This is a genomic window from Streptomyces sp. NPDC053513, from assembly GCF_044544765.1.
GTDB lineage: Bacteria > Actinomycetota > Actinomycetes > Streptomycetales > Streptomycetaceae > Streptomyces > Streptomyces litmocidini.
The window spans coordinates 41,048-53,453 of the sequence record NZ_JBITXP010000039.1 but is presented as its reverse complement, the minus strand read 5'-3'; the positions used below and the strand labels follow the sequence as shown (position 1 = coordinate 53,453).

11 protein-coding genes are annotated in these 12,406 nt (G+C 74.1%); 3 read left to right on the top strand and 8 right to left on the bottom strand.

Translation table 11 applies throughout. The features are described from left to right. Nucleotides 1-301 precede the first annotated feature (301 nt). The 4 genes from ACIGW4_RS36395 to ACIGW4_RS36380 form a co-directional block, all read right to left on the bottom strand. Nucleotides 302-892, bottom strand: coding sequence for a hypothetical protein (locus ACIGW4_RS36395; RefSeq protein WP_123450693.1), 591 nt, complete (start codon nt 890-892; stop codon nt 302-304). A gap of 112 nt (nt 893-1,004) precedes the next feature. Continuing rightward, the gene (locus ACIGW4_RS36390) at nt 1,005-2,213 is read right to left on the bottom strand and encodes a serine-threonine protein kinase (protein WP_399585840.1); all 1,209 of its coding nucleotides are present in this window, start codon (nt 2,211-2,213) and stop codon (nt 1,005-1,007) included. Nucleotides 2,214-2,339: 126 nt separating this feature from the next. Continuing rightward, nucleotides 2,340-3,683 (bottom strand): erythromycin esterase family protein, encoded by a 1,344-nt coding sequence (locus tag ACIGW4_RS36385; protein ID WP_399585835.1) that lies wholly within the window; start codon nt 3,681-3,683, stop codon nt 2,340-2,342. Nucleotides 3,684-3,760: 77 nt separating this feature from the next. Beyond that, on the bottom strand, nt 3,761-5,005 hold the full coding sequence (locus tag ACIGW4_RS36380) for an exo-beta-N-acetylmuramidase NamZ domain-containing protein (protein ID WP_398710683.1): 1,245 nt from the start codon (nt 5,003-5,005) through the stop codon (nt 3,761-3,763). 155 nt (nt 5,006-5,160) lie between these two features. On the opposite strand from ACIGW4_RS36380, the gene ACIGW4_RS36375 reads away from it, so the two are divergent. Both ACIGW4_RS36375 and ACIGW4_RS36370 read left to right on the top strand, forming a co-directional pair. After that, entirely contained in the window at nt 5,161-5,949 is a 789-nt protein-coding gene (locus ACIGW4_RS36375) for an SDR family oxidoreductase (RefSeq protein WP_399585832.1), read from the top strand. Nucleotides 5,950-6,026: 77 nt separating this feature from the next. Further along, the gene (locus tag ACIGW4_RS36370) at nt 6,027-6,620 is read left to right on the top strand and encodes a TetR/AcrR family transcriptional regulator (protein ID WP_123450685.1); all 594 of its coding nucleotides are present in this window, start codon (nt 6,027-6,029) and stop codon (nt 6,618-6,620) included. 24 nt (nt 6,621-6,644) lie between these two features. Here ACIGW4_RS36370 and ACIGW4_RS36365 read toward each other — a convergent pair whose 3' ends face one another. Together ACIGW4_RS36365 and ACIGW4_RS36360 are read right to left on the bottom strand one after the other, a co-directional pair. Further along, the gene (locus tag ACIGW4_RS36365; protein WP_359589426.1) at nt 6,645-7,859 is read right to left on the bottom strand and encodes an acyl-CoA dehydrogenase family protein; all 1,215 of its coding nucleotides are present in this window, start codon (nt 7,857-7,859) and stop codon (nt 6,645-6,647) included. 6 nt (nt 7,860-7,865) lie between these two features. Next, a complete protein-coding gene (locus tag ACIGW4_RS36360; RefSeq protein ID WP_398710685.1) occupies nt 7,866-8,888 on the bottom strand; it encodes a phosphotransferase in 1,023 nt (340 codons plus the stop codon). Nucleotides 8,889-9,029: 141 nt separating this feature from the next. Here ACIGW4_RS36360 and ACIGW4_RS36355 point away from each other — a divergent pair, with 141 nt between their 5' ends. Next, nucleotides 9,030-10,301 carry an enolase C-terminal domain-like protein gene (locus ACIGW4_RS36355; RefSeq protein ID WP_399585827.1) on the top strand — a complete coding sequence of 424 codons (1,272 nt, stop codon included), beginning with the start codon at nt 9,030-9,032 and terminating at the stop codon, nt 10,299-10,301. A gap of 600 nt (nt 10,302-10,901) precedes the next feature. Here the strand turns inward: ACIGW4_RS36355 and ACIGW4_RS36350 are convergent. Further along, nucleotides 10,902-11,813 (bottom strand): MBL fold metallo-hydrolase, encoded by a 912-nt coding sequence (locus ACIGW4_RS36350; RefSeq protein WP_123450677.1) that lies wholly within the window; start codon nt 11,811-11,813, stop codon nt 10,902-10,904. Nucleotides 11,814-11,989: 176 nt separating this feature from the next. Further along, nucleotides 11,990-12,355 carry a winged helix-turn-helix transcriptional regulator gene (locus ACIGW4_RS36345; RefSeq protein WP_398710687.1) on the bottom strand — a complete coding sequence of 122 codons (366 nt, stop codon included), beginning with the start codon at nt 12,353-12,355 and terminating at the stop codon, nt 11,990-11,992. Between the last annotated feature and the right edge of the window lie 51 nt (nt 12,356-12,406).

The window sequence follows — 12,406 nt, the reverse complement described above, 5'->3', positions numbered from 1 at the left end:
CGAGCTGGGTGCGCAACCGGTGCGGGTCCAGGCACATGAGCCTCTGGCGCCGGCAGGGCGCGGGTCCGTTGTGCCCACCCGTTCCGCCCCAGCGGAACGATTGCCCACAACGGGGTGGACGGGGGGCACCTCACCGGCAGGTGCGCGCCCGCAACGGGGTGGGCGGGGGCACCGCCCCGGCGGGGCGACTGCCCACGACGGGTGTGGGGCGCCGCCCCAGCAGAGAGCGGGTACGCGCAACGGGGACGCCGGCCCGGTGGAGCGGCTGCTCACGACGCGGGCGCCGTGCCGGTGGAGGGGCTCACGCCGCCGGGGCCAGGCTCCGCCCACCCCGCGCCCGAGCCAACGCCCCCGACGTCAGGACCGCGCGCGGCACGCCCACCCCGCAGTCCCCGCACACCGGCCCGAGCCCCGGGCCCGCCCATTCGATCCGCGGCCCCGCGCACACCGGGCACGCCTCGCCCGGACCCTGCTCCAGGGCGTCGATCAGCCGCCGCAGCACCTCCGGCAGCGGGTCGGAGGGGTGCACCGCCGGGTCCTCGCAGCGGACCACGCCGTTCCCGCCCCAGACCCGCCGGTGCCAGTCGTCGAGCGCGCCGAGCCCCCGCAGCCCCTCCTGCTTCTCGCGCCGCCGCCGGGCGGCGAACCGCTCCTCGTACGCGAGCCACACGGCCCGCGCCTCCTCCAGTTCGTCGAGCGCGGCCACCAGCCGCCCCGGGTCGAGCTCCCGGTCCTCGGGACCGAACCTGTGCCTGCGGCACAGATGGTCCCAGGTCGCGCGGTGCCCGTAGGGCGCGAACCTCTCCAGGCACTTGCGCAGCGAGTACCTGCGCAGCGCCGTGTCGCACCCCGGATCGCGCACCTGTCTCGCGAGACTCCGGAAACCGGCCATCCCTCGCCACCTCCGTCGCTGGTCCTTCGGCGATATCAGAGGGACGAACGGGAGCCCCGTCGTGTTCCATCGAAAATCCGATGGGAGCCATCAGTGGGGCGGAAGGGACGGTTCACCGGCCCGTCCGGGACGCCGAGACCACCACCCGGGCCAGCTCGGGCCGGCATATGTCGCTGTGCGAGCGGACCACCTCGGCCGCGTCCACGCTCACGCACCCCGAGCCCGGCACCCCCTCGCGCAGGACCTCCGCGAGCGTCCGTTCCACCGTCCCCGGCACCGCCCGCACGCCGTCGTGCCCGATCGCGCCCCAGCGGGGGTCGTCCGTGCCGAGCGGTCCCGCCGCGGGACCGGTCAGCGACGCGGAGTCGTTCGCGAGCCGGGACGCCAGCGGGTACATCACCCCGAGCGCCGTGTCGTGCCGCGAGTGGCAGGCCACCACCGGCCCCCGGACCCGGTGCTGGAGGTCCCGCAGCGCACCGGACCGCCCCGGGTCGTGCGGCAGCCGCGCCGCGAACGCGTAGTGCGAGAAGGCGCCCTGGAGGAGCGTCACGGAGGCGACCGGCCGGGCCCCGGCGGGCAGCCCCCGCAGCGCGTACGCGACGAGCCGGGCGCCCATGCTGTGGCCCACGAGGTGGACCCGGAGGCCGGGGGCGGTCCGCGCGAGCTCGCCGAGCAGTGCGCCGAGTCCGTGCTCGCCGACCTGCCCGGCCCGCTTCTTCATCACGTAGTACGTGGCCTGCCGCAGCGCCTCCCTGGCCCCCTTCCAGTACCGCTTCAGCCCTCCGCCGAAGAGGCCCTCCGGCGGGACGGGGCCGTCCACGCCCTCCAGGGCCCGGGTGAACAGGGCGCACACCGCGACCGGGTCCGCGACCAGGAACTCCGGCACCGCCTCCCGTACCGCCACGGGCTCGGCGTCCACGTCCGCCAGTTCCCTCAGCAGCGCCCCGAACTCGGCGAACGCCGCCTCCTCGGGCGGCGCGGTGCCGAGGAGTTCCGTGAGCCGCCCGATGACCGGCTCCTTCTCCGGGAGGACCGTCACGAGCGCCCGGTAGTCGGGCACCGGCTCGCCCGAGAACATCATCGAGGGCCAGATCACCCCCGCGTACCCCGCCTCCACCCCGGGCGCGAGCAGCCCGGGGAAGGGGGCGAAGAAGTCGGAGCACAGGCGGGTGGCGCCGGACGGCGAGCTGTTCCACCCGTGGGCGAGGAGCACCAGATCGCCGACCCCCCGGCGCGCCAGCGCGGCCAGCTCCGAGGCCTGGCCCGGCGGACCGTCGCCGTCCTTGTCGAAGATGATCTCCCGGTACGGCTCCACACTCATCCCGGTCACGGCCAGACCGTCCCTCCGCGTCGAGGGGGCCGCAGCGCCGAGTGCGCCCCGTGCGCGGGCGGCGGCTCCTCGGCCAGCATGCCCGCGCACGGCCCCGCTCAGACGTGCGACGGGGCGTCAGCGCAGCCGGGCCGCCGAGATCCTGGGGAAGTGGATCAGCAGGTCGTACGTGGTGGAGAGCGACATCGGCACCGTCTCGCCCGGCCAGGGGTACGCCGTCCCGATCTGCCGGACCGGCCGGGGCGCGGCCAGCCAGTCGCGCGCCGCCGGAGTCGTGCGCCGCATGTCCAGGTAGAACGGGCCGGACGCGACCCGGTCCAGGGTGTGGGCGCTGCTGCCGGGGCCGAGCGGGGCGACGGTGAAGGCCCGGAGCGGCTCGCCGGGGGCCTCGGTGTCGTGCGCGTTGAAGGAGCCCTGCCCGAAGGAGGTGCCCACGCTCACGTAGTCCCGGCCGAGGGCGTCCCGCAGGAAGGCGCCCTGGAGCCGCGGGTACTGCTCCGGGTGCGACGTCTCGTAGCCCACGTGCCCGTTGTGCGCGGAGAGCACCATCCGGTCGCCGGTCCGCCGCTGCCACCACACGGTGTTCTCCGCCATGACCCGGTCGCGGTAGAGCATCGCCGCGGCGACCCCCTCCGGCGTCGTCAGGTCGTGCGCGTACTCGGTGCCGACCTGGGCGATCGCGCGCGCGTGCTGCTCCGCCCAGAGGTGCGCCTCCCGTGCCCCGGGGCCCTTGCCGGGGCTCTGCCGCTCCAGGAGGGCGAGGGCGCGGTTCACCTCGCCGGCCATCCGCTGCCGCTCGGCGCGCGGCCGGTCCAGGTACCCCTTCATCCAGGCCTCCACCTCGCCCGTGGGCCGGGAGTCCCGGTACAGCTCCCGGAAGCGGGGGAGGAGTCCGGGGTGGACGCGGGCGACGTAGGAGGTGACGGCGTCGAAGAGGTTCGGGCCGGCGTAGCCGAGGTCGTTGCCCATGAAGCGGACCTGGTGCCCGGGGTGGCGCCGGTTGTGCTCGCGCATCCAGAGGAAGAGGTCGAGGTACTCCTCGGTGTTCCAGAGGCGGTACGACTCCTGGAACTCGTCCCGCATGATCGCCCGGATGTCGCCCCGGCCGGTGCGGACCCACTCGTCGACGAGGAGGCCGGTGGACCAGCCGGCCTCCAGGGCGAAGGTGGTGAACCCCCGTGACTCCACGAGGTGTTCGAAGATCCGGTGCTTGGCGGTGAAGAACTCCGCCGAGCTGTGGGTGGCCTCGCCGAGGCCGACGACCTTGGCCGAGCCGATCATCCGGTCGAGCGGGCGCAGATCGGTCAGGGGCCGGGCGGAGCGGGCGAGTTCCCGCGCGGGTTCGGGACCGGCCGGGGCCGCGGCGGCGCCCGCCGCGGGTGCCAGGGTGCCCAGGCAGGCGGCGAGGAGGAGCCCGACGAGCGGCAGGCGGTGCGGACGGCGTCGAGCGGAGAGGTTCATGCGCTCCAGCGTGGTCGACCGGACGCGCGGGGGACATCGTGCCCGCACCCGTGCCGTACGGGGGTTCACCCCACCTTTCAGTGGTAGAGCAGGTACCCCTCGCGCACCGCCCGGAAGGCCTTCAGGTCCGCCTCCCAGGCGTCCACGACCTCGTCCACGTCCGCGCCGGCGTCGATCAGGGTCCGCACCCGGGTCGAGCCCGTCAGCCTGTCGATCCAGTGGTCCGCCCGCCAGGCGAAGCCGGACCAGGAGGCGCGGGCCGTGATCAGGAGCCCGATGCCGGTCCGTACCGGGTCGAAGGACTCCCGGTCGTGGACGTGCAGCTGCACCCCGCCCACCGTCCTCCCCTGGAACTTGGAGAAGGTCGGGGCGAAGTACGCCTCGCGGAACCGGACCCCGGGCAGGCCGAGGGCGTTCGCCGCCTCCGCCCACCGCCGGTCGATCCCCTCGGCGCCGAGGAGTTCGAAGGGCCGGGTGGTGCCCCGTCCCTCGGAGAGGTTCGTGCCCTCGAAGAGGCAGGTGCCGGAGTAGACGAGCGCGGTCTCGGGCGTCGGCATGTTGGGGCTGGGCGGCACCCACGGCAGTCCGGTCGCGTCGAAGAACTCCGTCCGCCGCCACCCCGTCATCCGTACGGTCTCCAGGGCGACGGGCGCGGCCAGGAACTCGCCGTCGAAGAGCCCGGCCAGCTCCGCCACCGTCATGCCGTGCGCCTGCGCGATCGGCTCCCGTCCGACGAAGGTGGCGAACGCCCGGTCCAGGACGGGGCCGAGCGCCGCCCGTCCGGTCACCGGGTTCGGCCGGTCCAGGACCACGAACCGCTTCCCGGCGAGGGCGGCGGCCGCCATGCAGTCGTACAGCGTCCAGATGTACGTGTAGAAGCGGGCGCCGACGTCCTGGATGTCGAAGACGACGGTGTCCACCCCGGAGGCGGTGAAGACGTCCGCCAGCGGCTGCCCGCTCTTCAGGTACGTGTCGTAGACGGGCAGGCCGGTCGCCGGATCGTCGTACCGCCCCTCGGAGCCGCCCGCCTGGGCGGTGCCCCGGAAGCCGTGCTCGGGGCCGAAGACGGCGACCAGGTCCACCCGCTCGTCGGCGTGCATCACGTCCACGATGTGGCGGGCGTCCGGGGTGACGCCGGTCGGGTTGGTGACGACGCCGACCCGTTCGCCCGCGAGGAGCGCGTATCCGTCGGCCGCGAGCCGCTCGAAGCCGGTCCGCACGCGGCCGTGGCCCCCGGGGGCGGCGGAGGCGGGGCCGGTGGTGGCCGCCGCCGCCCCGAGGGCGCCTCCGGCGGCCAGCAGACTCCGACGCGACAGGCTCATGCGGGACCTCCTCGCCAGTGACATGGGCACGCACGCTAGCGGTCCTGACCTCCCGAGGGAACGAGGCGTGCGGAACGGGTCTTCCGCCCCTCCATACCGACCGGTTAGTCTGTCCCGGTCTTCCCAGCACTCCATCACAGCCGAGAGGTGGGTCCATGACCGCGGACACGAACGAGCTCCAGGGCGCCGGTGTCGTCGTCACCGGCGCGGGCGGCGGCATCGGCGCCGCCCTCGCCCGCCGCTTCGCGGCCGAAGGAGCCCGCGTCGTCGTCAACGACCTCGACCCCGGACGCGCCAAGGCCGTCGCCGAGGAGATCGGCGCCCTCGCCGTCCCGGGCGACGCCTCCACCGTCGTCGACGAGGCCCGCGAGGCCCTCGGCGGCACCGGCGCCATCGACGTATGGTGCGCCAACGCCGGACTCTCCTCGCCCGGCGACGCCTTCGCCGACGAGGACGTCTGGGCCGCCGCCTGGGACGTCAACGTCATGGCCCACGTCCGCGCGGCCCGCGCCCTCCTCCCGGAGTGGCTGGAGCGCGGCCGCGGCCGCTTCGTCTCCACCGTCTCCGCCGCCGGACTGCTCACCATGATCGGCGCGGCGCCGTACAGCGTCTCCAAGCACGGCGCGTACGCCTTCGCCGAATGGCTCTCCCTCACCTACCGCCACCGCGGCCTGAAGGTCCACGCGATCTGCCCGCAGGGCGTCCGTACGGACATGCTCACCGCCGCCGGATCCGCCGGCGAGCTCGTCCTCGCCCCCACCGCCATCGAGCCCGAGGACGTCGCCGACGCCCTCCTCGACGCCATCGCCGCCGACCGCTTCCTCGTCCTGCCCCACCCCGAGGTCGCCGGCTACTACCGCAACCGCGCCACCGACCCCGAGCGGTGGCTCGGCACGATGAACCACGTCCAGCGGACCTGGGAGACGGACACCCGTCGTCCGTAGTCCCGGCGGATGGGAAGATCTAGCGGCGGGAACGCGTTCCCGTGACCGAAAACGATCATCGAGGAAGGCGGCGGAGCATGGCCAGGACGACGGAAGGGAACGGCGTCCCCGTCCCCCAGAGGCTCCTCGCCGCCGCCACCCGGCTCTTCGCCGAGCGGGGCTACGACCGCACCTCCGTCCAGGAGATCGTCGAGGCCGCCGGGGTCACCAAGGGCGCGCTCTACCACTACTTCGGCTCCAAGGAGGACCTCCTCCAGGAGGTCTACTCCCGGGTCCTGCGCCTCCAGCAGGAGCGGCTCGACGCCTACGCGGACGCCGACGCGCCCGTCGAGGACCGGCTGCGCGACGCCGCCGCGGACGTCGTCGTCACCACCATCGAGAACCTCGACGACGCGTCCATCTTCTTCCGCTCCATGCACCACCTGAGCCCGGAGAAGCACAAGCAGGTGCGGGCCGAGCGGCGCCGCTACCACGAGCGCTTCCGGGCCCTGATCGAGGAGGGCCAGCGGGCGGGCGTCTTCTCCTCCGCCACGCCCGCCGACCTCGTCGTCGACTACCACTTCGGCTCCGTGCACCACCTCTCCACGTGGTACCGCCCGGACGGCCCCCTCACCCCCCAGGAGGTCGCCGCCCACCTCGCCGACCTCCTCCTCCGGGCCCTCCGTCCGTAAGCCTCCTCCGGCTGCTCCTGTCCCCTACAGGTACTTCTTCAGCTCCCGGCGCGCCAGCGACCGCTGGTGCACCTCGTCCGGCCCGTCCGCCAGCTTCAGCGTCCGGGCCGCCGCCCACAGTTCGGCCAGCGGGAAGTCCTGCGAGACCCCGCCCGCCCCGTGCGCCTGTACGGCCTTGTCGATGATGTCGACGACCGCGCGCGGGGTCGCGATCTTGATGGCCTGGATCTCGGTGTGCGCGCCCTGGTTGCCGACGGTGTCCATGAGCCAGGCCGTCTTGAGGACGAGCAGCCGCAGCTGCTCGATGGTGACCCGGGCGTCGGCGATCCAGTTCTGCACCACGCCCTGCTGGGCGAGCGTCTTGCCGAAGGCGGTGCGGGACACGGCGCGCCGGCACATCAGCTCGACCGCCCGCTCCGCCATGCCGATGAGCCGCATGCAGTGGTGGATGCGGCCGGGGCCGAGCCGGGCCTGCGCGATGGCGAAGCCGCCGCCCTCCTCACCGATGATGTTCGAGGCCGGGACCCGGACCCCGTCGAAGACCACCTCGGCGTGGCCGCCGTGGGAGTGGTCCTCGTACCCGTACACCTGCATGGCGCGGCGGACCTCGACGCCCGGGGTGTCGCGCGGCACGAGGATCATCGACTGCCGGCGGCGGACGTCCGGGCCGTCGGGGTCGGTCTTGCCCATGACGATGAAGATCCTGCAGTCCGGGTTCATCGCCCCGGAGATGTACCACTTGCGCCCGTCGACGACGTACGAGTCGCCGTCCCGCCGGATCCGGGTCTCGATGTTGGTCGCGTCGGAGGAGGCGACCTCGGGCTCGGTCATCGCGAAGGCCGAGCGGATCTCCCCGGCGAGGAGCGGCTCCAGCCACTGCTTCTTCTGCGCCTCGTCGCCGAACTGGGCGAGCACCTCCATGTTCCCGGTGTCCGGGGCGGCGCAGTTGAGGGCGGTCGGGGCCAGGTGCGGGCTGCGGCCGGTGATCTCGGCGAGCGGCGCGTACTGGAGGTTGGTCAGTCCGGCACCGTACTCCGCGTCGGGAAGGAAGAGGTTCCAGAGCCCCTGCCGCCTGGCCTCCGCCTTGAGCTCCTCCACGACCTGCGGGGTGTCCCAGGGGGAGGCGAGCCGGGCGCGCTGCTCCTCGGCGACGGCCTCGGCCGGGTAGACGTGCTCGTCCATGAAGGCGAGGAGCTTCGCCCGCAGTTCCTCGGTGCGGGCGTCGTACGAGAAGTCCATGGCGGGTCAGCCTTCCTGAAGGGTGGTGAGGCCGTGCTCGATGAAGACGGGGACGAGTTCGCCGATGCGGTCGAAGCCGGCGCCGACCGTCTGCCCGAGGGTCCACCGGTAGTGGATGCCCTCCAGGATCACGGCGAGTTTGAACCAGGCGAAGGCCGTGTACCAGGCGAGCCCGGAGGTGTCGCGGCCCGAGCGGGCCGCGTAGCGCTCGACCAGCTCGGCCGCGCCCGGGTGCCCGGGAGCGGTGGCGGTCGTGGAGATGGGCGAGCCCGGCAGGTCGAGCGGGGTGCTGTACATGACGAGGAGACCGAGGTCGGTGAGCGGGTCGCCGAGGGTGGACATCTCCCAGTCGAGGACGGCCCGGATCCGGTCGTCCTCGCCGACGAGCACGTTGTCGAGCCGGTAGTCGCCGTGGATCACGGTCGGCGGCGGCGAGGCGGGCAGTGCGCGCCCGAGGGCGGCGTGCAGCTCGTCGATCCCGGGCAGTTCGCGGCCGCGCGAGGCGTCGAGCTGCTTGCCCCAGCGGCGCAGCTGCCGGTCGAGGAAGCCGTCCGGACGGCCGAAGTCGCCGAGCCCCACGGCCTCCGGGTCGACGGCGTGCAGGTCGACGAGGGTGTCGACCAGGCCGAGGACGGTGGCGCGGGTGCGCTCGGGGCCGAGCGCGACGAGCTCGCGGGCCGAGCGGTACGGCGTTCCGTCGACGAAGTCCATGACGTAGAACGGCGCGCCGAGCACCGACTCGTCCTCGCAGAACAGGACGGTGCCGGGGACGGGCACGTCCGTCGCCCCCAGGGCGCTGATGACGCGGTGCTCGCGCCGCATGTCGTGGGCGGTGGCGAGGACGTGGCCGAGCGGGGGACGGCGGACCACCCAGCGGCCGGTGCCGTCGCCCACGGCGTACGTCAGGTTCGACCGGCCGCCCTCGATCAGCCGGGCCTCCAGGGGGCCGGAGAGCAGTCCGGGCCGCTCGCGGTCGAGGAACCGGCGCAGCTGCTCGGGGTCGAGCCCTGGCGGTGGGGCGGAACTCATGGATGCGTACCTCCGTGTCGGCTTCGTCGGCTTCGTCGGCGCTCATGATGACCGACCAGTCGGTATGTCGTCCAGAGGGGGGCGACGGGAAGCCGCGTCCGCCTTCTGGTGGCCGGTCGCATGCCTGAATAGGGTTCACATGTGGATACGAAGCTGATCGTCGACGAAGTCCGGCTCACCCCGATCCTCATCTCGGACCCGCCCCTCCTCAACACCCAGGGCGTCCACCAGCCCTACACGCCCCGGCTCGTGGTCGAAGTGGTCACCGGGGGAGGGGTGAGCGGACTGGGGGAGACCTACGGCGACGGCGTCTACCTGGACACCGCCCGACGGCTGGCCGAGGCGCTTCCGGGCCGCCTGATCACGGATGTGAACGCCCTCTTCGGGCTGGCGGCGCAGGCCGCGGACACCGTGGACACCGTGGGCGCCGACGACTCCGGGGTCGACGCGAGCGGCCTGCGCGGAGTGCGCACCGCGGACAAGCTCCGCCTCTCCGTCGTCTCCGCCTTCGAGACCGCCTGCCTCGACGCCCTCGGCAGGACCCTCGGCCTGCCCGTCCACGCCCTCCTCGGCGGCAAGGTCCGCGACGAGGTCGAGTACAGCGCGTACCTCTTCCACAAATGGGCCGGCACGGACGACTGGGGCGCGGCCCTCGACCCCGCGGGCATCGTCGCCCAGGCCCGCCGCTTCGACCGCGAGTACGGCTTCCGCTCCTTCAAGCTCAAGGGCGGAGTCTTCGAGCCCGAGCGGGAGATCGCCGCGATCCGGGCGCTCGCCGACGCCTTCCCCGGCCGCCCGCTCCGCCTCGACCCCAACGGCGCCTGGTCCGTGGAGACCTCGCTCGCCGTCGCCCGCGAACTGGGGGACGTCCTCGAATACCTGGAGGACCCGGCGAGCGGCACCGCCGCCATGGCCGAGATCGCCGCCCGCACGGACGTCCCGCTCGCCACCAACATGTGCGTGACGACCTTCGAGGAGATCCCGGAGGCTTTCGCCGCCGGCGCGGTACGGATCGTCCTCTGCGACCACCACTACTGGGGCGGGCTCCACCGCACCCGCGAACTGGCCGCGCTCTGCCGGACCTACGGCGTCGGGCTCTCCATGCACTCCAACACCCATCTGGGCATCAGCCTCGCCGCCATGACCCAGGTCGCCGCCACGCTGCCCGGCCTCCGGCACGCCTGCGACACCCACTACCCGTGGCAGACGGAGGACGTCGTCACCCCCCGCCCCGTCTTCCGGGCGGGCCGGCTGGCCGTCTCCGACGCGCCGGGCCTCGGCGTCGAGCTGGACCGGGGGGCGCTCGCGGCCCTGCACCGCCGCTGGCTCGACGACGACGGCACGTTCCGGAACCGGGACGACACGGCGGCGATCCGCACGACCCACCCGACCTGGACCCCCCGCCACTGGTAGCCCGCGCCTGCAGGGCGGCACCCCGACCCGTACGAGCCCCCACCCGCGCGGGGCGGCGCCCCCGCCCACCCGCCGTGTGGGGCCCGCGCCCGGGTGAGCGGCTCCCCCGCCCGGGTGGGGCCCGCGCCCGGCGGGGCGGCTCCCACCCGCCCGTGAGCCCGCGCCCGCCGGGGCGGTGCCCCTGCCCACCCACCGTGTGGGCAATCGTCCCGCTGGGGCGGGACGGGTGGGCACACGGGACGGCGCCCTTCAGCGGCGCCTCCGCGTCCCGCGCCCTGGCCCGCACCCCGAGCTGGGTGCGCAACCGGTGCGGGTCCAGGCACATGAGCCTCTGGCGCCGGCAGGGCGCGGGTCCGTTGTGCCCACCCGTTCCGCCCCAGCGGAACGACTGCCCACAACGGGGCGCGCGGGGGCGGGCACCGCACCGGCGGGCGCAGCCCACAACGGGGGCAGCGGGGGCACCGCCCGGCGGGCCCGCCCACAACGGGGGCGCGGGGATGGGCGCCGCCCGCCGGGGCGAAGCCCGCAGCGGGGTGGGCGCCGTCCCGGTGGAGCGGTTGCCGGGACGGGGTGGGGAACCGCCCCGGCGGGCCGTGGTGGCTACGCGTGGCAAGCCACCGGCACACCCCCGTTCATCGCCGCCATGTCCCCGAACACCCCCACCGGATCGAGCGGCGACCCCTCCGGCAGCCCCTCCAGTTCCGCGTACGCCCGGTGCAGGTTGGCGACGAGCCGCTCGCTCTCCCGCCAGGCGGCGAACTCCCCGAGGGACGCCCGCCGCGCGGTCTCCAGCGGCGTCGCCCCCTTCGCGTACCCCTCGACGGCGAGCTCCCGCACCCAGAGCAGGTACCGCTCCGTGGCGTCGTACGCCGTGGGGTCGGTGACCCGCCCGTGCCCCGGCACCACCGTGGACGCGTCGAGGGAGCGCAGCAGGTCGAGCGCGCGCAGCGAACCGGCGAGCGATCCCATCGGCAGGAACGGCGTCCCGCCGTGGAAGATCAGGTCGCCGGTGAAGACGACGCCCTGCTCGGGAAGGTGGACGATCGAGTCGCCGGTGGTGTGCGCGGGGCCCGGGTGGAGCAGCCGTACCTCGATCCCGCCGACGTACAGCGTGAGCCGGTCGCTGTACGTCACGGAGGGCGGCAGGATGTCGACCCGCCCGAAGTCGGTCTGCGGCCACAGCAGATGGAGCTGGTGCCCGGCCGCGAGCTGCTCGGAGCGGCAGTTCTCGTGTCCCACGATCCGCGCCTCGGGGCGGAAGACCCCGTTGCCGTAGGTGTGGTCGCCGTGGTGGTGGGTGGAGACGATGGTGCGGGGCAGCGGCAGCCCTTCGGCGAGCACCGCCTCGCGCAGCAGCTTCGCGCGCCGTTCGGTGGCGGCGGTGTCGACGAGCAGCGACTCCTCCGCGTCGCCGATGAACCCGGCGTTGTTCAGGCACCAGCCGCCGTCGGGCTGGACGAAGGCGTGCACGTGCGGAGCGAGCGTGACCACATAGGGATCGGTGGCAGACAAAGGGATTCCCCCGGATGAGAGCCCGACTGGACAGGGGGAAGACTGCCAGTCGGCCCGGCCCGGGGGGAAGCCGGAACGGCCCACTCCCCGGCCGGGGGGAGGAGAGATGGAGAGAGTCGAGGGGAGGCGAGGAGGGGCGAGGAGGGGCGAGGAGGGGCGAGGAGGGGCGGAGCGGGCTACTCCCCGGTCCGCTCCTCGTCCCCCCACCCCTGCGCCGCCGCGAACGCCTCCCCGTACTCCGCCGACCAGCGGCCCAGCGCCTCGATCGGTCCGAGCAGCGAACGTCCCAGCCCGGTCAGCGCGTACTCGACCCGGGGCGGCGTCTCCTCGTACGCCCGCCGTTCCACCAGCGCGTACCCCTCCAGGCGCCGCAGCGTCTCCGTCAGGACCTTCGCGCTGATCCCGCCGATCTCCGCCCGCAGTTCACCGGGCCGCCGCGGCCCGCCCGCGAGCGCGTACAGCACGACCCCGTTCCAGGTGTGGGCGAGCAGGTCGAAGCCGAGCCGCGCCCGGCAGTCCGCGAGCAGCCGGTCGGTAACCATTCGGTAAGTCGCCCCCTGTCTACGGTCGTTCACGACGGCACGCGCACAACG

Coding starts and splice junctions, on each gene's coding strand:
- ACIGW4_RS36395 (WP_123450693.1), bottom strand. CDS start 892: ATGGCCGGTTTCCGGAGTCTCGCGAGACAGGTGCGCGATCCGGGGTGC.
- ACIGW4_RS36390 (WP_399585840.1), bottom strand. CDS start 2,213: ATGAGTGTGGAGCCGTACCGGGAGATCATCTTCGACAAGGACGGCGAC.
- ACIGW4_RS36385 (WP_399585835.1), bottom strand. CDS start 3,683: ATGAACCTCTCCGCTCGACGCCGTCCGCACCGCCTGCCGCTCGTCGGG.
- ACIGW4_RS36380 (WP_398710683.1), bottom strand. CDS start 5,005: ATGAGCCTGTCGCGTCGGAGTCTGCTGGCCGCCGGAGGCGCCCTCGGG.
- ACIGW4_RS36375 (WP_399585832.1), top strand. CDS start 5,161: ATGACCGCGGACACGAACGAGCTCCAGGGCGCCGGTGTCGTCGTCACC.
- ACIGW4_RS36370 (WP_123450685.1), top strand. CDS start 6,027: ATGGCCAGGACGACGGAAGGGAACGGCGTCCCCGTCCCCCAGAGGCTC.
- ACIGW4_RS36365 (WP_359589426.1), bottom strand. CDS start 7,859: ATGGACTTCTCGTACGACGCCCGCACCGAGGAACTGCGGGCGAAGCTC.
- ACIGW4_RS36360 (WP_398710685.1), bottom strand. CDS start 8,888: ATGAGTTCCGCCCCACCGCCAGGGCTCGACCCCGAGCAGCTGCGCCGG.
- ACIGW4_RS36345 (WP_398710687.1), bottom strand. CDS start 12,355: ATGGTTACCGACCGGCTGCTCGCGGACTGCCGGGCGCGGCTCGGCTTC.